Annotated in this window: 24 protein-coding genes; 6 read left to right on the forward strand and 18 right to left on the reverse strand. The window is 41.2% G+C overall.

Features of this window, described 5'->3' with window-relative positions; translation table 11 throughout:
- Positions 1 to 167 precede the first annotated feature (167 nt).
- Both I5907_RS14420 and I5907_RS14425 read right to left on the reverse strand, forming a co-directional pair.
- Positions 168 to 2,204, reverse strand: a complete 2,037-nt coding sequence (locus I5907_RS14420) for a M56 family metallopeptidase (RefSeq protein ID WP_196991516.1) — start codon at positions 2,202 to 2,204, stop codon at positions 168 to 170.
- Positions 2,204 to 2,590: a BlaI/MecI/CopY family transcriptional regulator gene (locus tag I5907_RS14425; RefSeq protein ID WP_196991517.1), complete on the reverse strand. Its 387-nt coding sequence runs from the start codon at positions 2,588 to 2,590 to the stop codon at positions 2,204 to 2,206. Before I5907_RS14425 ends, I5907_RS14420 begins: the two co-directional genes overlap by 1 nt.
- Positions 2,591 to 3,010: 420 nt before the next feature.
- Here I5907_RS14425 and I5907_RS14430 point away from each other — a divergent pair, with 420 nt between their 5' ends.
- The gene (locus I5907_RS14430) at positions 3,011 to 3,301 is read left to right on the forward strand and encodes an isoamylase early set domain-containing protein (RefSeq protein ID WP_196991518.1); all 291 of its coding nucleotides are present in this window, start codon (positions 3,011 to 3,013) and stop codon (positions 3,299 to 3,301) included.
- 49 nt (positions 3,302 to 3,350) lie between these two features.
- Here the strand turns inward: I5907_RS14430 and mqnE are convergent, their stop codons facing one another.
- The 15 genes from mqnE to I5907_RS14505 all read right to left on the reverse strand — a co-directional run bounded on the left by mqnE (position 3,351) and on the right by I5907_RS14505 (position 17,741).
- Entirely contained in the window at positions 3,351 to 4,574 is a 1,224-nt protein-coding gene (gene mqnE / locus I5907_RS14435; RefSeq protein WP_231402115.1) for an aminofutalosine synthase MqnE, read from the reverse strand.
- Between the two features lie 266 nt (positions 4,575 to 4,840).
- On the reverse strand, positions 4,841 to 6,082 hold the full coding sequence (locus tag I5907_RS14440; protein WP_196991519.1) for an ABC transporter permease: 1,242 nt from the start codon (positions 6,080 to 6,082) through the stop codon (positions 4,841 to 4,843).
- Between the two features lie 174 nt (positions 6,083 to 6,256).
- The gene (locus I5907_RS14445; RefSeq protein WP_196991520.1) at positions 6,257 to 6,646 is read right to left on the reverse strand and encodes a hypothetical protein; all 390 of its coding nucleotides are present in this window, start codon (positions 6,644 to 6,646) and stop codon (positions 6,257 to 6,259) included.
- 1 nt (position 6,647) lies between these two features.
- Positions 6,648 to 8,060: an NADH-quinone oxidoreductase subunit N gene (locus I5907_RS14450; protein WP_231402116.1), complete on the reverse strand. Its 1,413-nt coding sequence runs from the start codon at positions 8,058 to 8,060 to the stop codon at positions 6,648 to 6,650.
- 9 nt (positions 8,061 to 8,069) lie between these two features.
- A complete protein-coding gene (locus tag I5907_RS14455; RefSeq protein ID WP_231402117.1) occupies positions 8,070 to 9,509 on the reverse strand; it encodes a complex I subunit 4 family protein in 1,440 nt (479 codons plus the stop codon).
- A gap of 243 nt (positions 9,510 to 9,752) precedes the next feature.
- Positions 9,753 to 11,684, reverse strand: coding sequence for an NADH-quinone oxidoreductase subunit L (gene nuoL / locus I5907_RS14460; RefSeq protein ID WP_196991522.1), 1,932 nt, complete (start codon positions 11,682 to 11,684; stop codon positions 9,753 to 9,755).
- A gap of 35 nt (positions 11,685 to 11,719) precedes the next feature.
- Positions 11,720 to 12,034 carry an NADH-quinone oxidoreductase subunit NuoK gene (gene nuoK, locus I5907_RS14465; RefSeq protein ID WP_196991523.1) on the reverse strand — a complete coding sequence of 105 codons (315 nt, stop codon included), beginning with the start codon at positions 12,032 to 12,034 and terminating at the stop codon, positions 11,720 to 11,722.
- Entirely contained in the window at positions 12,027 to 12,548 is a 522-nt protein-coding gene (locus I5907_RS14470; RefSeq protein WP_196991524.1) for an NADH-quinone oxidoreductase subunit J family protein, read from the reverse strand. Before I5907_RS14470 ends, nuoK begins: the two co-directional genes overlap by 8 nt.
- A 34-nt stretch (positions 12,549 to 12,582) precedes the next feature.
- Positions 12,583 to 12,993 carry a 4Fe-4S binding protein gene (locus tag I5907_RS14475; RefSeq protein WP_196991525.1) on the reverse strand — a complete coding sequence of 137 codons (411 nt, stop codon included), beginning with the start codon at positions 12,991 to 12,993 and terminating at the stop codon, positions 12,583 to 12,585.
- A gap of 386 nt (positions 12,994 to 13,379) precedes the next feature.
- Positions 13,380 to 14,468 carry an NADH-quinone oxidoreductase subunit NuoH gene (gene nuoH / locus I5907_RS14480; protein WP_231402118.1) on the reverse strand — a complete coding sequence of 363 codons (1,089 nt, stop codon included), beginning with the start codon at positions 14,466 to 14,468 and terminating at the stop codon, positions 13,380 to 13,382.
- Positions 14,458 to 15,573, reverse strand: a complete 1,116-nt coding sequence (locus I5907_RS14485; protein WP_196991526.1) for an NADH-quinone oxidoreductase subunit D — start codon at positions 15,571 to 15,573, stop codon at positions 14,458 to 14,460. Before I5907_RS14485 ends, nuoH begins: the two co-directional genes overlap by 11 nt.
- Before the next feature lie 2 nt (positions 15,574 to 15,575).
- Positions 15,576 to 16,025 carry an NADH-quinone oxidoreductase subunit C gene (locus I5907_RS14490; RefSeq protein WP_196991527.1) on the reverse strand — a complete coding sequence of 150 codons (450 nt, stop codon included), beginning with the start codon at positions 16,023 to 16,025 and terminating at the stop codon, positions 15,576 to 15,578.
- 150 nt (positions 16,026 to 16,175) lie between these two features.
- Positions 16,176 to 16,715, reverse strand: a complete 540-nt coding sequence (locus I5907_RS14495; RefSeq protein WP_196991528.1) for an NADH-quinone oxidoreductase subunit B — start codon at positions 16,713 to 16,715, stop codon at positions 16,176 to 16,178.
- 31 nt (positions 16,716 to 16,746) lie between these two features.
- Positions 16,747 to 17,097, reverse strand: a complete 351-nt coding sequence (locus I5907_RS14500) for an NADH-quinone oxidoreductase subunit A (RefSeq protein ID WP_196991529.1) — start codon at positions 17,095 to 17,097, stop codon at positions 16,747 to 16,749.
- 86 nt (positions 17,098 to 17,183) lie between these two features.
- The gene (locus I5907_RS14505) at positions 17,184 to 17,741 is read right to left on the reverse strand and encodes a pyridoxamine 5'-phosphate oxidase family protein (protein ID WP_196991530.1); all 558 of its coding nucleotides are present in this window, start codon (positions 17,739 to 17,741) and stop codon (positions 17,184 to 17,186) included.
- Between the two features lie 261 nt (positions 17,742 to 18,002).
- Between I5907_RS14505 and I5907_RS14510 the strand changes: the two genes are divergently transcribed.
- From I5907_RS14510 to I5907_RS14520, 3 genes are all read left to right on the forward strand, one after another.
- Positions 18,003 to 18,440, forward strand: coding sequence for a hypothetical protein (locus I5907_RS14510; protein ID WP_196991531.1), 438 nt, complete (start codon positions 18,003 to 18,005; stop codon positions 18,438 to 18,440).
- A gap of 200 nt (positions 18,441 to 18,640) precedes the next feature.
- Complete coding sequence (locus I5907_RS14515; protein WP_196991532.1) at positions 18,641 to 19,012, forward strand: response regulator; 372 nt, start codon at positions 18,641 to 18,643, stop codon at positions 19,010 to 19,012.
- Between the two features lie 125 nt (positions 19,013 to 19,137).
- Positions 19,138 to 19,653 (forward strand): hypothetical protein, encoded by a 516-nt coding sequence (locus I5907_RS14520; RefSeq protein ID WP_196991533.1) that lies wholly within the window; start codon positions 19,138 to 19,140, stop codon positions 19,651 to 19,653.
- Positions 19,654 to 19,904: 251 nt separating this feature from the next.
- Here I5907_RS14520 and I5907_RS14525 read toward each other — a convergent pair whose 3' ends face one another.
- Entirely contained in the window at positions 19,905 to 20,309 is a 405-nt protein-coding gene (locus I5907_RS14525; RefSeq protein ID WP_196991534.1) for an OsmC family protein, read from the reverse strand.
- A gap of 45 nt (positions 20,310 to 20,354) precedes the next feature.
- On the opposite strand from I5907_RS14525, the gene I5907_RS14530 reads away from it, so the two are divergent.
- Both I5907_RS14530 and lipA read left to right on the forward strand, forming a co-directional pair.
- Positions 20,355 to 21,182, forward strand: coding sequence for a hypothetical protein (locus tag I5907_RS14530; RefSeq protein WP_196991535.1), 828 nt, complete (start codon positions 20,355 to 20,357; stop codon positions 21,180 to 21,182).
- Between the two features lie 205 nt (positions 21,183 to 21,387).
- Positions 21,388 to 22,305 carry a lipoyl synthase gene (gene lipA, locus I5907_RS14535; protein WP_196991536.1) on the forward strand — a complete coding sequence of 306 codons (918 nt, stop codon included), beginning with the start codon at positions 21,388 to 21,390 and terminating at the stop codon, positions 22,303 to 22,305.
- The last annotated feature ends 49 nt before the right edge of the window (positions 22,306 to 22,354 follow it).

Raw genomic sequence — 22,354 nt, forward strand, 5'->3', positions numbered from 1 at the left:
TGATTTATGACCGTTTGCTTTAGCGTATGCCCCTTTGCTTATAAAGAAGTGGTGGAAATAGCTTGAAGATTTGAGGCGCGAACTGAAGATCCCTTATAATACTGCAGTTGAACGTAATGCGACGCAACAGGCGATGCCATGAAAAGATAAGCTTGTAACCTGAAAAATTACTGGTAAACTTCTGCACTTAACCTGTACGTTTTGGTAACGCCATTAGTGCCGGCAACCTTAATAATTATATGTTTGATATGGCTGTTTTCATTGTCAGCATCATGCTGAATGATGATGACCGCTGAACCCGGAATTGTTTCCGCAGGTGAAGGTTCAACGTTGACATTTGTTAACGGAGCCTCACTATTAAAAGATACCGGAGATGCAAGACTGGCCGGAAAATTACTTTGTATTGTTGCATTGCTGTTAAACAGTGCATTGTTCACCGCAGTGTCATCAATGCCGTAAGTGGTTACATCTTCTCTTTCAATATCGCTCCATACTTTGAGCGGCTGCAGTTTGGCATGCACTTTTCTCTGTGTTTCAGCATCCTTTTTCAGTGTTTCAATTTTTAGCTCCTGTTCTTTCTGATCTTCGTCGGCCTGTGTTTTCAAACGCATTTTCTGCTGATCCTTCATTTTTTTATCATCAGAGAGTTCAGATAACTGGATCGTAATTTCTTTCAGGAGGTTTTTAAAACGGAGTTTTTCTACCACATCTTTGTTTACATTGTTACTGATATCTGCTTTTGCCTTGCTGAGATCGTTGCTGATTGCTGTCCAGTCTATACCGGCAAGTGCATCCTTAATAAAAGGCGCGTTCAATGCTATATTTATTGGTGAATCTGCCAGCGTAAGGTCGTCTATATGAAGGTTTACCAGTTCCATGCTTGCTTCATCCAACGATTTGTTTATTTCTGCTTGTATACCTGGCAGGCTTTTACTGATCTCATCATATGCAGACTGAACAGATTTTATGGCTACCGGTGTAGCTTTTTCCATTGCATCTGCAGTTGTTGCAGAAATAAGTGCCGCGTTTTTCCCGGAAATAGTCAGTGCCTTCTCAATTTGTTGTTTAACAACATTGTCGAAAACATAATAAAACGGGTTATAAAAAGGATTTTCTACGTTGGCGGTTAAAGGCTCGATCATCATTTTCTTTTCTGATGCTGTAGCAGCTTGCTGAGCGGGTTTATAATTTGTTGCCGGTGGAGTATACCATGCAACTGTCGTTAGCATAACTGTTATAAGCAAAAAAGCAAGTATATGATTGCGGTACTGGTAGTTTTTTTCTTTCTGGTTAAGCATTCTTTTTACCCGCGGCAGTAATTCCTGTTTGGCTGCTGCCTGCATAGTAAACGCAGGTTGTACCTGCAGGGTTGCAATTCGTAACAGCGCCTCGGCATACATAGCAGGCTTGTACTGGAATTGCAGAACCCAATCATCGCAACTGTTTTCTCTTTCACGTTTGATAAACTTACCCAATAAATGCGTGAAGGGATTAAAGAACAATACAGTTTCTATTGTACAGAGTACAATGTTGATAAGGTAATCTGCTCTTCTTATATGTGCCAGCTCGTGCAGCAATATAGCTTCCAGCTGATCTGTACTTAGGTGATTGATGCTTGCAACCGGTAACAAAATAACCGGCTTTAAAAAGCCTATTGTAAGAGGGCTCGAGATTATGCCGGAGAAATATAAAGAAACCTCTTTTTTAATACCTAAATAATCAGCGGTACGTTTTACAAATAATTTCCATTCCACACCCGGTTTCGATAATCCTTTTGTTTTTATTTGCTTAACGTACAGGAGCGCTCTTATAAGGCGCCCTGCAAGAAACAGCAGCATAACAATGTAGGCTGCCGAAAGATATGGAATGAGTTGTTCTGTTTTAATGATGGCATATGTTACACCAGAAGAAAAATTATGTACGATTGGTTCATAGAAATAATAATCGTTTACCGCAAGACCTGCAGATTGTAACGAAGATATTGCAGTATTACACTGAGCGTAGTAGAATTGCAGCGTAAAAAGAAACCAGACAAAACCTGCAAACTGCGCTGTTACAGCCACATAATATTTCCTGGAAGCCGATAGGTTTGCCAGGCCGTTAACCAGCATTACAATAAGCCATAGCAGCGCTACCTGCCACAGGCTGTTGAATATGGCATAACCAAGTGCCTGTAAAAATGCAGAATGCAGTATGCTTTGCATTAGTCGGTGTTTTTAAGATTATTAAGCAATTGCTGAATTTCTTCCAGTTCTGCTTTGCTTGGCTGCGCATTGCCCAAAGCCTGCATTACCAGTTGCGAAGCCGAACCCCCAAAAAGAGAATCTACCATTTTGCCCAGCATCTGTTGCTGTGTTTTTTCCCGGCTTACATTTGGTTTGTACACGTGGGTCTTGCTGCTGTCATCTCTTTTTACGAGGCCTTTTTCAAACATGATCTGCATCAGTTTGAGCGTGGTGGTATAGCCGCTGTCTTTGTATTGACAAATATGCTCATGCACATCCCTTACAGTTGCGCTGCCTTTATCCCATAAAACCTGCAAGATCTCCAGCTCACCCTCAGTAGGTTTTATTTGTTTGTTGCTAGTCATATTACGATATATTTCGTACTAAAATACGAATCGAATCGTAAAGTTCAGTTATGACGGTTTATTTTTTTGTTTTCTTAACATTTAATATCACCGCTTATAAAGAAAAAAGATTGTGTACCCGGCAGTAGTTTTTCATGGCATCGCCTGTTGCGTCGCACTCTTCAACGCCTGGATATGTGTGGGCAACTGCGGGGCGGACAAGCAAAGTTTTCCCAACGCGCCTGCTGCGGTAGATAAAATATACAACGGTTTTGCATTTTTAGTTAACTGGTTTTCAATAGTCCTGACCGTTATTCACGGGTGTTAAAAACAATGAGGGTCATTATAAGCCTCAGGCGTTATTTTTGCGCCAATAAGTACACTGAAAGCTGACGTTTGCAAGCTGTATTGAGAAGTATTTATTCACAAAAAAACTTAAATATGGTACAAAAAACATACTTCAAAACGAAAGACTATTGTAAAGTAAAATTTTCTTTTAGCCCTGAAAATGCAGAAACGGTTGAGATTTTAGGTCTTAACAGCGATTGGGAAAACTCCGTAATCATGAGCAAAAAGAAAGACGGCACTTTTACAGCAGATGTATCATTACCCAAAAACTCAAAACACGAGTTCAAATACCGTGTAAACGCCACCGAATGGCTGAATGAGCCTGAAGCAGACGAGCAGCAGCCAAATATGTTTGGAGGCAGCAACAGCGTTATTATTCTTTAAAATTATACTAGTATAAAAAAAGCTTGCGGTGTACTGCAAGCTTTTTGTTTTAATTATATACGGGGTTTATTTCTAGCTCTGTTATATCTGTATGCAGGTAATTTTTGATTTCATTATAAAGCGTATCCCGCTCTACAGGCTCCCGTTTTGCCTGCTTTATCAACGATACAAGCTGAGCGGTGGTTAATGTAGGCGTTTGTTCTTCACTGCCTGCCATAGAATATATTTTCGTAGTGTCATCTATTGTTCCATCAAGATCGTTTACACCAAAGGAAAGTGTTAACTGGGCACTTTGTCTGCCCAGCATTGGCCAATAAGCTTTTAAATGCGGGAAATTGTCCATGTAAAGGCGTGATACGGCATACATCTTCATATCCTCTATAACGCTGCTTTCGCTTACGTGGCTCATATCGTTATCCTTATTGCGAAACTTTAGTGGTATGAAAGTATTAAAGCCATGCGTTTCATCTTGTAGTGTTCTCAACCTTTCCATGTGGTCTATACGGTGCCAGTATTTTTCAATATGGCCATACAGCAAAGTAGCGTTGCTGTGCATACCGAGCTGGTGTGCTGTTTTATGAATCAACAACCAGCCATCTGCATCTACTTTGTCTGCACATATCTGTTGTCTTATTTCCGGGTGAAATATTTCTGCGCCACCACCGGGTATAGAATCTAAACCCGCGGCTTTTAGTTTATTCATGCCTTCCTGTACTGAAAGTTTGGCTTTGCGGAACATGTAATCAAACTCAACTGCGGTAAACGCTTTGATATGCAGGCCCGGCCTGTGTGCTTTAATTTTTTGCAGCAGTTCACTAAAGAAATCGAGGTTCATTTTTGGGTGCACGCCACCTACAATATGTACTTCTGTTACCGGCTTACCGTCATACTTTTTCACCATGTCAACCATCTGGTCTATACTAAGTTCCCAGCCTTCGTCGCGTTTTGCGTAGAGCCTGGAGTAAGCGCAGAATGCGCAGGAAAATACGCACACATTGGTTGGCTCTATATGAAAATTGCGGTTGAAATAAGTCTTGTTGCCGTGCATTGTTTCTCTTACCCAATTGGCCAAAGCACCCAGGTATGCCAGCGATCCTTTTTCAAACAAGGTTACACCTTCATCAAACCCGATGCGCTGCCTGGCCAGTATTTTTTCTCCTATGCTTCTTAGTTCTTTGTCTTTAGCGGCATTTACGATCTGCTGCACATGTGTCATTGCAATCAAAATTTTTGCAAAGTTATGCGTAGCCGCACGAACGAACAACGTAATCATCAGCAGGTTTGTTAATTACCTGCAGCACGTTAAACAGTTCATAAAAAGTACACTGATCATTGGGGAAGGTTTTTACCAAAGTTTCGGGAGCCAAAACCAATGGTACAGCTACATAAGCACGTTTTAAATAAAACGCTACGCTACAGATGCCATAATAACGGAACGCACAAGTGAGTGACACAACAGGCGATGCCATGAAAAACCAATGATCACTACCATGAAAAAAGGAAAGAAGACATTGTGAAGCAAATAATGTATAAAAAACATTACCTGAATTGTATGGCCTTAACAGGTTTTACTGTTTTTACGAAAAGTGTTGGCAACAATAGAGAGATAAAACAAACCACCAGCGTACCGGCGCAAACGAGCAATACCTGCCACCAGATGATCTCTACAGGCGCGCTGGACACATAGTAAGCGGTTTCATCGAGTTTGATAAAACCGGTATAATATTCAAGAATACCGATGCCCAAACCAAAGACCAAACCAAGGCCAATACCTTTGGCAGAGATAATTGCGGCATGGTACAAAAATATTTGCTGTATGCTCCAATCGTTTGCACCAATTGCTTTTAATACGCCTACCATTCTTGTACGTTCAAGCACAAGAATGAGTAAACATGTAACCAGGTTTATAATGGCAATGATCGACATAACCGTAAAAATTACATTGCGGTTTACATCCTGTATGTTTAGCCAGTCGAAAATAAACGGGTAAATATCTTTTACCGAGCGGCTGATCCATGTGCCGGGCAACTGGTTGGCTCCTTCGTACAAAGTATTGTCAACCTTTTCAATGTCTTTGTAGTTATTCAAAAAAAGTTCATAGCCGCCAATCTGGTTGTATTGCCAGTTGTTCACCCTTCTAAGTAAGCGTATATCGCCAATGGCGTATGTTTTATCAAACTCTTCTATGCCCGATTTAAAAATACCTTTTACTAAAAGTTTCCTGGTACTGCTGCTTTTGTTCTCAGAAGAAATAAAATAAACATTGATGGTGTCGTTTACTTTTATCTGCAGCTCATCTGATATAAACTTACTGATCACAATTTGCCTGCTGTACAATGAATCATTAAAGTCCAGCCAGCTGCCATCCACGAGAAAAGACTGCATATTGGCAAAATCGTAGTGGTCATCCACACCTTTGAATAAAATGCCCTCTATTTCTTTGTTGAATTCTACCACTGCAGATTTGGTAGCGAAAGGCTGAATGTGATGGATACCCGGCGTACTGTGCAGTATTTGTAAAACGGTGTCGTTTTGCATCATGGGCGTTTCTTCTGCAACCATCGATTTGCCACGGTCGTATTGCTGCACATGCAGGTGCCCCCAAAAGCTGAATACCTTATTGCTTACCGTATGTTGAAAACCATTTACAAAAGCCAGTGTAAGTATCATGGCTGCCACACTTAATGCGGTTGCTGCTGTTGCCAGCCTTATGATAAAGCGGGAAAAAGTTCGTTGATTGGTAAACGCAACACGGGTAGCTATAAAAGATGCAACATTCATTTAATGCGATAAAACTACGCCGCTAAACGATGGCAGCAAAATAAGGAAATGAAATTGTGTTTTTGTTAGCGGGCTGTGGTGCAGGTGGCATCGCCTGTTGTGTCACTCACTGCACCGTTCAGATCTGTATTGAGCTGTGGGTGCGGTGCCAGTCCTGTTAACTGTTGTGCGGTTTTACAAAAGCCCGGGCCTTTTTTCAAAGTAAGGAATTTCATCATGTGCTGTGCTTTCCTGCTGTTCCCAGAAAGCAAGCGTTACCACATGCCCGTCAGTTGTCTTAAGCAGTCTTCCAAAAATGGCGTTTACAGGGTTAAACATAACATCTGTAACACCAACCGTAAACGTTTCTGGCACGGGCGGCACAGCGGGTGCATCTTCCCCGGTAGTTGCGGGTTTGGCAGGCGCAGCTTTAGGCGGCGGCGTTGGTACCACCACTACGGTGTAGCCATTCGATTCCAGTAAATTTTTCAAGAAGTCTGCACGCGCCTTGCCGGCATTCTTTTCTGCAATGGCGCATTTTATGCCATCGAGGTCTTCAAATTCATGGTTTTTATTGATTGCCATATTAAAAGCCAAAACTGAGTGAATAAATATAATGGTGTATCCAGCTTATGAAACCGGTTAGTAATATGCCGGCAAGACAAATCACCATCACAATTTTCGATACAAAAGGAATAGCTATTGCTCCAGGCGGTGTATCGTTTATTTCCATGAAAATAGTTCTTACCACTTTCAGGTAGTAATAAAATGACACCACAATGTTTGCCGCAGCCACACCAACGAGTAGATAATTGCCTTTGCCTGCACCGGCCATCAATAAAAAGAATTTGCCAAAAAAGCCTGCAGTAGGGGGTACACCCGCCAGTGAAAACATAGCAATAGCCAATACCCACGACAAGAATTTATTATTGGTGTACAAACTTCTGTAATCACTAATGTTTTCCCTGTCTGCAGCAGCATCTGCCAGCGTAATGACGGCAAATGCAGCCAGGCTTGAGAATAAGTAGATCAGTATAAAGTAAATGACAGATGCAGTAGCAACCTGGTTTGAACCTGATATACCTACCAGTATAAAACCAACCTGCGCTACAGATGAAAAAGCCAGGAATCTTTTGAAGTTATTTTGCCTGATGGCAAACAGGTTTCCAATGATCATTGTAGTAATACTTAACACAAAAAGTACATTATACCATAACGTGCTGTATGCTTTAAAAACATTGTATAACACGGCTGTAAAAACAAATACAAATGCTGCTTTGGAAACAACAGCCAGGTAAGCTGTAATGGTTGCTGGCGCCCCTTCATACACATCTGCCGTCCATAAATGAAAGGGTACAATCGATATTTTAAAAGCAAAAGCGCTGATCAGTAATATAACAGAAAAGGCCTGGAGTGCACTTCCGTCGGCCTTTGCAGCGATGGATTCGTAGTCCAGGCTCCCGGTTGTGCCATACAATAATGAAATGCCCAACAATAAAAGCGCCGACGAAAAAGCAGACGAAATGATCAGCTTCATGGCTGCTTCAGAAGAGCGGCGTTTGCCGAGGTCGAAGTTTACTATGGCTGCCAGTGGAATGGTGGAAAGTTCGAGGCCAAGATAAAACATGAGCACATTGCCCGAAGAGATCATAAAAAACATACCAAGCAAAGTGGCCAGAAGCAATATGTAAAATTCAGGGATATGCTTATGATTTTTTAGCCAGGGATAAGCCAGCATGCCTGTGAGAAAAGTGCCCAGGTTCAGAATGTTTTTTTCGAGGATAAACAGGTAGTTGGTAGTAAACATGCTGTCGAATAATGTTCCCTCTTTGGTATAGACAAAGCCAGACAATACATTCACCAGTAGTAAAATATTGGCAATATTCAAAATGTTGTTATTACTCCTTTCACTGGTTCCAAGCTTAACGAAAAGCAGCACGAAGATGATGACAGTAATCACCAGCTCCTGTTTCAGTAAAATGAAAAAGTCATACATCATAAGCCGTTATCATTTCAAAGCCAAAGCATTTGTTATATGCTGAATGATTGTTTCTGTAGCAGGCGCAATGAGGTTGTTTAATTCAAAAGGTGCAATGCCGATAAAAAGAATACCCGCAATCAGTATGACTGCAGCTATTTTTTCATTCCACGCAGCATCATGCAACTGCAGGTAATGATGATTGCTCACCGGCCCCATAACAGCCTGGCCCGTTGCTCTTAATATGTACACCGCAGTCACAACTATTGATGCGCACGATAATATTGTTGCAATCCTGTAAGCTCCATCTGCATTTTGCCACGAGCCCATAAAAACGGTCATCTCCGCAACAAAGCCGCTTAGCCCTGGCAAACCCAGCGAACAGAGACCAGCAATTACAAAAACAGCAGATATAAACGGCATTACTTTCAATAACCCTCCAAGCTCCGCTAACATTCGTGTATGCGTTCTGCTGTAGATCATGCCGATAGCAGCAAAGAAAAGTGCAGTCATTAATCCATGTGATACCATTTGCAACACGGCGCCTCTTATAGAAGTTTCTGTGAGCATGCCAATACCAAGCAAAACAAAACCACAATGACTGACTGATGAATATGCATTGATGTATTTCAGATCCTTTTGCATCATCGTCGCGAATGCGCCGTAAATAATAGCAACCGTAGCTAGCACAACAATAATGAAGGAGTATTCTTTTGCAGCATCAGGCATTAGAAACGTAGCCACACGCAAACAGCCGTAGCCGCCAAGTTTCATTGATATACCTGCCAGAAACATAGAACCTGCTGTTGGTGCAGAAGAGTGACCATCGGGCACCCATGTATGAAATGGAAACAATGCCGTAAAAATTCCAAAACCTATAAATGCAAATGGGAAAAATGTGTTCTGAATATTAACAGGAATATGCATTTGTGCAATTTCGGCCAGGTTAAAAGTGTGCGTAGTAAAATACAATCCCATCAAGCCCACGAAGACCAGTGCAGACGCAGCTATCAGCATCAATGCAAGTTTCATGGCGCTGTATTCTTTTTTGCCGCTTCCCCAAATGCAGATCATCAAAAATTTTGGAATTACTGCAACTTCCAAAAAGAAGAACATGGTAAATAAATCGAGTGAGATAAAAAAGCCATACGCACCCACAGCAAGCAGCATCAGTAAAAAGAAAAATTCTTTGCTCATGCGTTCTTCTTTCCATGACACCAAAACACCGGCCAATACAACGCATGCTGTCAGTGCGATCATAGCGATTGAAATTCCGTCGACGCCTATGTGATAATTGATATTTAATGCGGAAAACCATGCGTGCGTGTATTCAAGGTAAAATGGATTGCCAGGATGTCCGTCTATATTGCCAAATACATAATCAAGCGTATAGTCTACAAAATATAAATACAGAATAAGAATAAACTGAATGATTGATCCCAACAATGCAGTAACCCTTACTTGTTTCAAATCTTTACAAAACAAGATTATGATCGCAGTTAACAATGGTAATATGACAAGCAATGACAAACTCATTCGCTGATTTTTATATTATGTACTTAGCTGAAGTACTGCTATTAAGCTTCGTTGTGTCACTCACTTGTACGTTCTGTTCTTTGTTCAGCAATGTGATGCTGTACAAGTGTGCGACGCAACAGGCGATGCCACAAAGCCCAAATGCCGGGCTCATAATAAAACTTTAAACCCCGGGCTTTACCGCCACCACCATACAAACGCAACTGCAAGCCCGGCCACGCCTGCAAAAAAATACAACGCATAATGCTGCACCTTGCCAGACTGAAATCCTTTTATTAGTGCACTGCTTTTCGCAATAATAACAGCAATCAGATTGATTGAACCATCAATGATATTTTTATCAATCCATGCTGCGGGCCTGCCAATAAGGTTGAATAAAATTTTCTTCGTTAAGAAAACATAGGCTTCATCGATATAAAATTTTCTGTATGCAGAGCGATACAAGCCACTCAATGTATTTGCAATATTTTCAGGGCGATCACTTGCATTCTTATACATTAGCGATGCCATGAAAATTGCAACAATTGCAAGCGCAACCGGCGCGATAGAAAAAACAATGTCGGTATGCGTTTCGGCTGGTTTGCCGCCGGCAGCTACAAAAGAGCCGAACGGAATAAAACCCGCAACAACGGTACATGCAGCAAGCATAATTAAAGGCAACTTCATTGTTATGGTCCCTTCGCCATGATGCGTTTCATGAATATGCGGTTCTTTGTTCCAGAAAATGGAGAAATACAAACGGAACATATAAAATGCCGTGAGCGCCGATGTAAGCAGGCCAATAGCATAAATGAACATGTTGGAATGATATGCAGCAGTAAGTATTGCTTCTTTACTAAAAAAGCCTGCAAAAGGCGGAATGCCGGCAATGGCAAGACAGGCGATCAAAAAGCAAATATTTGTAACGGGCATCAGTTTTTTTAAACCACCCATATCTTTCATGTCATTGCTATGCACCAGATGAATAATGGCACCTGCGCACAGGAACAACAATGATTTAAAAAGTGCATGTGTAAATAGGTGGAACATCGACGCTGTAAAACCTGAGACATTTTCGCCGCTGTTTCCCGCAACGCCTAATGCAAACATCATGTAACCAATCTGCGACATGGTAGAGTAGGCGAGCACTCTTTTTATATCGGTTTGCGTGCAGGCGATGATTGCTGCGAAGATTGCAGAAAATACGCCGGTATAAGCCACAATGTCGAGTGCTACACCATCGAAAGAAAAAACGGGAAACAGCCTGGCAACAAGGTAAACGCCGGCAACAACCATTGTTGCGGCATGGATCAATGCAGAAACAGGAGTGGGACCTTCCATGGCGTCGGGCAACCAGATGTGTAAAGGAAACATGGCTGATTTGCCTGCGCCGCCGATAAAAATCATTGTTAAACCCCATGTTAATGCTGAAACACCGAATAACCCTGCTGCTGCAGCGGTCGAATACTGTGCTGAGGCTGTATTTGTGAGCCTTTCAATCAACGTGTTAAAGTCTAACGTTTCTGCATGAAATGCAAGCATAAGAATGCCGATCAAAAAACCAAGATCTGCAAAGCGTGTTACAACAAACGCTTTTTTTGAAGCAGCAACCGCAGAAGGTTTATTGTAATAAAAACCAATCAGCAGATAAGAAGATACACCAACCAGTTCCCAGAAAATGTACAACTGGAAAATATTGGTTGATAAAACCAATCCTAACATGGAGAATGTAAACAAAGAAAGAAAAGCATAATAGGTAGCGAATCGTTCTTCGCCTTTCATGTAGCCAAGGCTGAAAATGTGCACCATGAGCGAAACAAAACTTACCACAACAAGCATCATCACAGAAACAGGATCGAGTATGACGCCCATATTTATAGAAAGGCTATCTGTAAAGCGTAGCCAGGTATAATCAAAGGCAATGATGGGCTGATAAACGTCATTTACTTTTCCATGAACAAAGAAATAATTGTATGCGGTATAAAAAGAAAGAAGTGTAAGAGCAAGTAATATCAATGTGCCAAGTATACCGGATATTTTAGATAGATATTTCTTGCCCCATAAACCAAATACAACGAAGCCTGCCAACGGCAATAATGGAATTAAGGAAGTGTAAAAATAATTTGCCATGCCTGTGTTTGCTTCTTGGTTCTTAAAACTTTCTTTTAGTATTTCATTTCTTCTGCGCTTTCCACATCAATTGAATGATGACTGCGGTAAAGGTTAATGATAATGGCAATTGCCACAGCAGCTTCAGCGGCAGCAATTGTTATAATAAAAATGGTAAAGAAAACACCATTCAGTTGTTCAGGGTATAAGTATTTGTTGAATGCCACGAAGTTTATATTCACACTGTTCAACATTAATTCAATGCTCATTAGAATAGTAATGAGGTTTCTCCTGGTAAACATACCATACATGCCTATAAAAAAGAGGGCTGTGCTTAACAATAAAATATGGCTTAACGGAATTTCATTCATCTGTGGCAGTTTTTGATTTCATTGCAATAACAATACAACCGATCATTGCGGCCAGTAGTAAAATACTCACTACTTCGAAGGGCAGTATAAAACCATGTTTTGTTGTGCTCAATAATTGTGTGCCAATTTCTCCAACATCTACGCTAAAAACCTTGCCTGTTGCGGGTTGAAAGTTATACTGGCTTATCAAAGTATAAAACAACCCAAACCCAAATACTGCGGCTAATACAGAGAATATTTTGCTGCTTAATTTTGGCTGCTTCATTTCACTGCCGGATTGCTGTGTAAGAAAAATGGAAAAAATGATCAGCACAACAATTCCTCCCACATATACAACAATTTGTACGGCTGCAATAAATTCTACATCCATCCAGAAAAATAAACCGGCAATACCGACCAATGAAAACAACAACCATATTGCAGCGCGAAATATTCTTCTTGTTGTAACAGCAAGCAATGCAGTTACTAAAATGAATGCGGCAATGATGTAAAATATAATTTGGACTCCTGTCATATTTATTTTTTTCTCTTTCCCTTTGGCGCTGCGGTCATTCCACACCCTCCCTTATTTTTGAACCTGGCCTGTTTAATTTCTTTGTCAGCTGACTTCGATCATACACACTGTGTTCAAAGTTCTGGGCCATTTTTATGGCATCTGTAGGGCACGCTTCAATACACAAATTGCACATTGTGCATAATTCCAGGTGATAAATAAAAGTATCCAGTGCTTTCTTCTTTTTTCCTTCTGGTGTTACATCAAACTTTGTAATGATCTTTATTGTTCCGTTGGGGCATGCAAGTTCGCAGGCAGTACATCCGGTGCAGGCATGTTCGTTATTTTCGTCGTGCTTCATTACAACTTCACCCCTGAAGCGTTCCGGTAATGTTTGCTTTACATCGGGGTATTGCTGCGTAATAATTTCTTTGTGATGTGTGAAATAGTAACCTGTTCTACGCATCCCTTTCAGCAAAGATTTTACAGCATTAAAAATGTCTGATATGTATTCTTTTAAAAACAACTTTAGTTTAAATTTTTGTGTTTTGTGTTTCGAATTGTTAAACGCTTTCTTTGAGTTTTGTTCCCTTTATTGCTGATTTATTTCAATAGTTTATTATACCTCCGCTCATGCTTCTTATAAAATCTTTCGATAATTCTGTCTCAGCAGAAATGTTATGTATTTCATCAGAAAGTAATCCGGGTTTTCGCCATGCTCTTATATCTTCAATTTTTATTGTTGCCACAACTATTTTTTTCAATTATATTCAATAGTACAAGAGTGCGACGAAAGGGACGATTGCCTATGTACTAATGCCGGTGACATAAAAAGCTTTACCCAAAAGTTTTCTAAAAATACCAACCCATAATTGCGATCAATGTTATCAATAAAACATTGAACATACTAATGGGCAGTAAATATTTCCATTCAAGATTCAGTAACTGGTCGATGCGTAAGCGTGGAAACGTCCAGCGAAACCACATGATTACGAAAATCAGGAAAAACACTTTTGCAAGAAACCAGGCTGAAGATGGAATGTAATCCATAATATGGTTAAAGCCCCGCCAGTTACCGATATGTAAAGGCATCCAGCCGCCGAGAAACAAAATAGCACCAATGCTGCACACGATAAAAATGTTTACATATTCCGCTAAAAAAAACAACGCGAATTTCATTCCTGAGTATTCTGTATGAAAGCCGGCAGTAAGTTCACTTTCCGCTTCAGCAAGGTCGAACGGCGCACGGTTTGTTTCTGCCGTTACTGCGATGATAAAGATTACAAACGCAATGATGGCAGGTATATGACCTTTGAAGAGCCACCATCCATTTTCCTGGGATGCAACAATGTCGGATATGCGCAAACTTCCGGTAAGCACAACAATAGAAATAATAGACAGCCCTGCACTCAATTCATAACTTACAATTTGTGCGCCGCTACGCATGGCGCCAAGCAGTGAATATTTATTGTTGCTTGCCCAACCCGCCATTAAAATGCCAATCACTGAAACTGATGAAACTGCGGTTACGTACAAAACGCCAATATTAATATCCCAGATCTGGAAACCTCTTGCAAACGGAATAGGAGCGAGGATAAGCATGGCAACGATCATTACTACGAAAGGTGCCAGGTTGAATAAAAATTTGTCTGCACCATTGGGTGTTAATCCTTCTTTTACTGCAAGTTTTAATGTGTCTGCAACCGTTTGTAAAGTACCACCCGGGCCAACACGGTTTGGGCCAAGCCTTATTTGCATGTAAGCAGAAACTTTGCGTTCCATTAATACCAGTATCAGCCCCAGCACCGCGAAGAAAGTGATCACACTAATGCCTGCTATAACAAATTCGAATGCTATGGCAAGAGTTGGATTGAATGTTTGATTCAACCATGTGTGAATACTGTTTGTTATGCTTTCGAGGCTAATCATATTATCTGTCAATATCAGGTATTACCAAATCTAATGATCCCATGATGGCAACAAGATCACCAATCTTATGCCCTTTAGCCATATGGTTTAATGCTGATAAGTTGGAAAAACCAGGTGAACGAAATTTTATCCTGTAAGGTGTCATTCCACCTTCGCTTATAATGTATACGCCAAACTCTCCACGCGCTGTTTCAACGCTTGCATAAAATTCTCCTTTAGGCAATTTCAATACTGCTTTCGTCTTTGCCTGGAAGTCTCCTTCGGGAATATTATCTATCAGTTGTTCTATTATGGAAAGCGACATACGCATTTCCTGTACCCTAACCAGGTATCTGGCAAAACAATCGCCACCGGTTGCTGTTACTTCATCAAAATTTACTTTATCATATATTTCGTACGGAAACAGTTTTCTGATATCACAACTAACATTACTTGCTCTTGCGGTTGGGCCGGTGCACCCATACGAAACAGCATCGGCTTTTGAAATATAACCAACGCCTTTCATGCGGTTTTGAAAGATCACGTTGCCCGTTACCATTTCATCATATTCGTCAATTTTGGACTTAAAGAGTATAATGAAATCCTTTACTTTTTGCTGAAAGTTTGGGTGCAGATCATACATCACCCCGCCGGGCACCATGTAGTTCATCGTTAACCTTGCACCACATGTTTCCTCCATTATCTCATTGATCACTTCCCTTTCACGGAATGCATGGAAGAAAGGTGTAAGTGCACCAACATCCATTGCCATAGCCCCCCACCATAACTGGTGAGATGCCATGCGTGTCAACTCATCCATCAATACACGAATCACTTTTGCCCGTTCAGGTATCTCTACCTGTAAGCCTTTTTCCACACACAACGCGCATGCATGATTATTGATGTGCGATGACAGGTAATCCATTCTGCTGGTAACGTAAATAAATTGCCTGTAACTAAGGCTTTCGCACATTTTTTCAATCGAACGATGGATGTAGCCAAGGTGGGGCTCAACATTTATTATCGTCTCTCCGCGCAACGTTATAACCAGGTGCAGCACGCCATGTGTTGACGGGTGCTGCGGCCCCACGTTGATCACCAAATCGCCTTCTGCTGTTGTGCCTGTTTCTTCAAACATTTTTATAGTTTGATCATATTAACCGGGTCTTCAAAATCTTTACGCAATGGAAAACCTTCATAGTCGTCTGTTAAAAACAATCGTCTCAGATCAGGATGACCAATGAACTGCACACCAAATAAATCATACGCTTCTCTTTCATGAAATTCTGCTGTGCGCCATATGTCTGAAACCGTTGCTATCTGCGGGTTTTCCCTGTCAAGTTTGGCTTTTACAACTACTGTGTCTTGTGTTGTTGTTGATCGCAAATGATAAACCATTGCCAGGTGTGTTTTCCAGTCAACGCATGTAATACAGAATAAAAAATCGAGCACCAATTCGTGGCGCAATTGCAGCGCAATTTCTTTCCATAATACAGGTTCGGCTAACATGGTTGTCCATTCCGTTCCTTCTTCAAATGCTGATGATGGAAATAGTTCGCCGAGTTTTATTTTAAGTTCGTCGTTAGTCAAAACTTATTGTTTGGTTACAAGCTGTTGTTTTTTATGGCATCGCCTGTTGTGTCACTCACTTGTGCTTTCTGTTCAATATTGATCTGAACGATGAAGAGTGCGACGCAACAAAAGTTTAATAGCAGCACTGCAGCCGGGTACATAAATCTTCTATTGTTTTTCAATACGAATTTTATCTATCCTGCCGCCTGCTTTTATCTTATCCTGCAAGGCGATCAATGCATGTATCAGCGCTTCTGGTCTTGGCGGGCAGCCGGCAATGTACACATCTACAGGAATAACATGGTCTGCACCTTTTACTACTGAGTATGTGTTGTAAAAGAAAGGACCGCCGCTTGTAGCGCAGGCACCCATTGCCACTACGTATTTCGGGTCAGGCATCTGGTCGTACAAACGTTTAAGCACCGGGGCCATTTTATTTACGATGGTACCTGCAATAATAATTACATCTGCCTGTCGTGGAGTGGCACGGGCAACTTCAAAACCAAATCGGCTCCAGTCGTATTTGGGTGCTGCAGTACTCATCATTTCTATGGCACAGCAACTTGTTCCAAAAACAAGGGGCCAAAGAGAGTTTGCACGCGCCCAGTTAATGACTTCGTCCAGTTTGCTCACCAGTATGCCGCCGCCCGGTGCCTGGTGCACCTGGCCCGGAAAAGCCTCCTGTGTTGTATTGCCGGATTCTTTCATGCGCTTGTTGCTATTGGTGATGACTGCTTTGCTATACCCATTTTAATGCACCGGTTTTGTGTGCATACAGAAAGCCCATAAATAATATGAAAAAGAAAATGATGATTTCTACAAGTGCGGTTATGCCAACCTGTTTTACTACTACTGCCCAGGGATAAAGAAAAATTAACTCTACATCGAAGATCAGGAAAATGAGGGCAAACAGGTAATAGCCGATATTAAATTGATTCCAGGGAGAACCGGAAACAGGTATGCCACATTCGTATGGCTGCCCCTTTACAAAGTTTGGTTTCGACTTCGTCAGTATTTTTGCTACTGCTATACCTATAGCTGAAAAAGCAACCGCTGCTGTAATGAGTAATAATAAGGATGCAGAACCCATGATCCTTTAATTTTTATGGCAACTAAATATACCAAGGAAAAACTAAAAGCCCTACATATTTTTCCACAGTACTATGCAATAGTTATTTATTTATGCGCAATAGCAAGGGCCGTGGGTAAACCATCCATGCTCACCATGTTTTTTTCCTGCATGTAATCCTGTAATCCGTCAATACCTTTTTTAGCAGCCCATTTTTCTGCATGGTCTCTTTCACCGGCATAGTCATAGTATGGCACACTAAACCCACACGATGTTTGTACTTTATGAATGTCTGCAACAATAAACTGCCTTACCGCCAATGGTAGCTGGAAGAGCGACGCATACTGCTGCCAGTCTGCATGAGTATCTGTAACGGTGTGGCCTTTTCCGTATAGCCTGAGGATATTGGGTGCGCCCTCAAAAGCACAAAACATGAAAGTGATACGCTGGTTTTCCAGGATATGTGCGGAAGTCTCATTACCACTGCCTACAATATCCATGTAGATGACTTTTGTAGGAGACAGTACACGAAAGCTGTCCAGACCTTTGGGTGAAAGGTTTATATGACCGGTTGCGCTGAGTGGTGCCGTAGCTGTAAAAAACATTTTTTGCTGACGAATAAAATCTATGTGTGCATTCGTCATTGCACTATGAAACTTTCCCATAATAAATGCTGGTTTAAATAGTAATGAAGATAATTATTTGTCTGCTCATCCCACGCAGGTGAATAAGCATGAATGCAGCTTACCTACAATAATCTGCAGTTTGCCGCTGTATTCTGTCAGTCTATCGACTTTGCATTTTTTTAAGGAATGCCTCATAATAGCTTTGTGGTGTTGTTGAACAAAAGCATGCGAGTAGATGAAGAATGTATTGAAAGCACCGGGTTCAGCTTACTTATTTAAAAACACAAAAAACAAGTTAACATGAAAAAGATTATTGCAACATTAGCTGTTATTTTCAGCCTTACAACAAGCGCCACTTTTGCCTATGATGGTAAAGATGTAAATCAATCGGTATTAAAATCTTTCAAAAAAGAATTTGCAGGCGCAGAAAATGCAACATGGCAGGAGGTAGGTTCGGGCATTTTACGCGTCACCTTTAATTACCAGCATAAAAATGTTTCTGCATTTTTCGATGCCGATGGTGATGTTATTGCTACCAGCACCTTTGTATCAGAAGAGCATTTGCCGCTGCCGGTTTTAAAAGCGGTGAATGAGAAATACAGTGATTTTAAAAAGACAGAGATCGTTGAATACACGATGGACAATGAAACAAAATACCTTATTACCATTGTAAATGGCAATGAAAATATGGTATTAAAAGTAGGCGGGAACGGATCAATTGAAGTGTATAAAAGGTAGGGTAATTTTTCAGGAAATGGGTGAATGCAAAAAGGCCGGCGTTGCCGGCTTTTTTGCGTGCAATGTGTGGAAAAATTTACATATTATAAATAAAAATTTTATAAATATGATCTGTTTTATATTAAGGAGATTATAATTTTACCGGCAGATAAAAAGGCATAACTTTTGTCTATGGTTCTAATGTCAAACACGAAAACACCATGGAAAATATCCTGATAATTGATGATGAAGAAGATGTGCTTTTATCCTTAGGACGACTGCTTGAAAATAATGGTTATAATGTAACAACGCTCTCCAGGCCAGAAGCAGCCATCAATATGGTCAATGTGCTTATGCCCGATATTATTTTGTTAGACATTAAACTGGCTGAGTTGGACGGCAGGGATATTTGCATGCAGCTAAAGTCTACCACCAGAACGAAGCGGACAAAAATCATTCTTATCTCGGGTCTTGTTGTTTCTAAAGAAGAATATGTTGGCTACGGCGCGGATGATTTTATAGAAAAACCCATTAATTTCTCTGTCCTGTTGAAAAAGATCAAACTCTTTCTGTCAGATAAGGTTAACGCATAGTAAGCCTTTTTTTTGCAAGATTGCATTACGTCATCACCAGTAGTCAATTCATCAGATATTGTAACAGCACACGGTGAGGGATAATTTACTTTGAAGAATTATTCATCACAAAAAAAATTGCTGTTATGTTACACTCAATGTTAAAAGCAGCCCGGTTTGCCTGGGTATTCGCTTTATATGCAATCTGTTCTATTGTAAAGGTATATGCCGGTGGCGATCAGTTTGAAGTCCATCTTAACGGCAAACTGGTTTCAAAGCAATTTGTCATCAACGGGTACCGTGCATTAACCGTGCAGCTTAGCGAATCTGACCGAAATGGAGATTTGACCATATTATATAGCCACTGCGGTGAAAAAGGCACGAACAGGGTTGTGTTTTTGAAAGATGAAAAAGGCAATATAATCCGACAATGGCGCTTTGCCGATAATTCGTCCAGATTAATGCATGTACCCGTGAAGGAACTAATGAGCACATTAAAAACAGGTAGCACTTTAGTATTAAGTTACGCTGCAGGGGAAACGAAAACCGAGCGATTACTGGTGAAGATAAGCGTCATTAACCAGCGAAACGCAGTTGTTCATCGTTTACATTTTCCTGCACTCGCCTATGCATCCCTCAAAATCATCAATTACTTGGTGTAAGCAATAGATAAGTTTTTCACGGCCGCTGCTACGCAGCGGCCTTATTTATTGGTAATGATCTCTGCAGGTGTTAGCAACGGCCTTCAGGTTACAAAGCTAGTTGCCGGTGCTTACCCTGGCAATACCGTCTTAAGTGTATTCTTTAAAAAGTTTCGGTTTCTTTATTTCCCTGCGCAGATATTTACAATACAAGTGCAGTTACACCTTCCCCACCTGTTACAGTATCGTCCACACCGGGCCTACCCAAAATATTACCAGTTAAAAGTGATATCCTGCTCTATGTCTGGGTGAATACTTTTTGCCACCGGGCATGTTTTTGCGGCATTTTCAAGAATTGTTTTCTGTTTGTCATCAAGCCGGAGGTGTTGCGGAAAATGAAAAGATACCTTTATACCACCAACCCTGCGTGGCTCACTTTTCATAATTTTTGTAATGTCAATTTTTGTGTCAGTAAGATCAACCTGCATGTCACGTGCTTTAATACCCATAATCGTGACCATACAATTCCCCAGTGAAGTTGCAAGCAAATCAGTTGGAGAAAAGCGTTCACCTTTGCCCTGGTTATCAACAGGCGCATCGGTTTCAATGGCAGTGCCGCTTTGCAGGTGAACAGCCTCTGTTCTTAACGCCCCTTTATAAATAATTTGAGAAGTCATATTTTTAAATTTGCCTAAATTTACGAGCAACAAATATAATTCATAGTGAAGAAGATATATTTTCTGATAGTTCTGAGCGCTCTTACGGCTACTGGCTTTGGTCAAACAACAACAGGAAAGGAATTGAGCGAAAGAGAAAAGAAGAAACAGGAACGAAAAGAAAAAATAAACAGGCTGATTAAGGAGGAAGAAGAAGGGGCACTCGTTTATTCAAAACAATCAGCTTTTGGTTTCAAATTAAATACTGATGGCTGGGGCGTTCTGTACGAGCATGGAAAATACAAAACCATCACTACAACAAACATCTGGTGGCTCGAATTTGGCGAACGCAAAAGCCCCAAAGAAGAAAGAATAACACGTATTATCGGCGATTTTGGACTTCTCGGTAATCCATACATTTTCGGTAAACAGAATAATTTTTATTACCTCAAATTAGGCCTGGGTCAGCAGAAACTCATCGGCGGCAAGGGAAATAAAAATGGTGTGGCCGTCTCAGCCATCTACGGCGGCGGTTTAAGTCTCGGCTATTTAAAGCCATATTTTCTAAATGTGCAGGATGTAGACAATGTAAACCGCGATATTAAATACCCAGGTTCAGACAGTGCTACCCAGGCGCTTTTTCTCGATCCTGCAGCCATCAATGGTTCCAGCGGTTTCACCAAAGGTTTTGGAGACGGTAAGTTTGTACCCGGTGCGCAGGCACGCTTTGCCTTACGCTTCGACTATGGTCGCTTCAACGAGTTTCTTTCCGCAATCGAGGTGGGCATAAATGGCGAGTTCTACACTAAAACAATGCCCATTATGATCAACAACCCGGAAAAGCGCTTCTTCTTCAACGGTTATGTAGCTATTGAATTTGGTAGCAGAAAGTAACCTAATTTTGCAGCCTGAATATCCGGTGTTATTTCAGTCGGTCCCGCAATCATTATCGCAGTAAATTTTGTTACCAGCTAATGTTTTCATGGCATCGCCTGTTGTGTCACTCACTTGTACTGCAAAGCACTGCGCAGCTGCAGGGCGCGGTTACAGGCTCATTAATTATTCTTAAACTTACTATCCAGATAAAGTATAACATAAGATGCAGGAATTACCCATTGTGCAGAAAGTAAAAAAGCCAGACTGGCTTCGTGTAAAGTTACCCATTGGTGAAAGCTACAAACATGTACGCAACCTTGTAGATACACATAAACTACATACCATTTGCGAAAGCGGCAATTGCCCCAATATGGGAGAATGCTGGGGGGCAGGCACAGCCACATTCATGATACTCGGTAATGTTTGTACACGCAGTTGCGGTTTTTGTGCCGTAGCCACCGGTCGCCCTGATGCAGTAGATTGGGACGAGCCGCAACGTGTTGCGGAAGCCATCCACCTGATGAAAGTCAAACATGCAGTAATAACAAGTGTAGACAGGGATGAAATAAAAGACGGTGGTTCAGTTATCTGGTACAATACCATTAAAGCCGTAAAGGCATTAAACCCGGATACGACCCTGGAAACCCTTATACCGGATTTCAAAGGCGAAACGGAAAACATACAACGTATCATTGACGCAGCACCGGAGGTGGTGAGCCATAATATGGAAACAGTAGAGCGCCTTACAAAGCAGGTGCGTATACAGGCAAAATATCGGCGCAGCCTCGAAGTATTGAAAGTCCTGAAACAGGGTGGTATGCGCACTAAGACAGGCATTATGCTTGGCCTGGGAGAAACAAAGGACGAAGTAATCCAATCCATGGAAGATCTCGCAGCAGTTAATGTGGATGTACTCACGCTCGGCCAGTACCTGCAGCCTACACAAAGACATCTGCCGGTAAAACGTTTCGTGCACCCTGACGAATTTGCCGAACTGAGAGAAATAGGCTACGGGCTGGGTTTTGATTATGTGGAAAGCGGTCCGCTTGTGCGTTCTTCTTACCACAGCGAAAGGCATGTGTTTGAAGGTTACGGCAGAAAGAAATGGCTCGAAGAAAAAGAACAAATGATCAATGCATAAAAAAAGAACGGCTGCCTTTGGCAGCCGTTCTTTTTTTTGATATTGTCTA

Origin of the sequence: Panacibacter microcysteis (genome assembly GCF_015831355.1) — a bacterium.
Taxonomy (GTDB): Bacteria; Bacteroidota; Bacteroidia; order Chitinophagales; family Chitinophagaceae; genus Panacibacter; species Panacibacter microcysteis.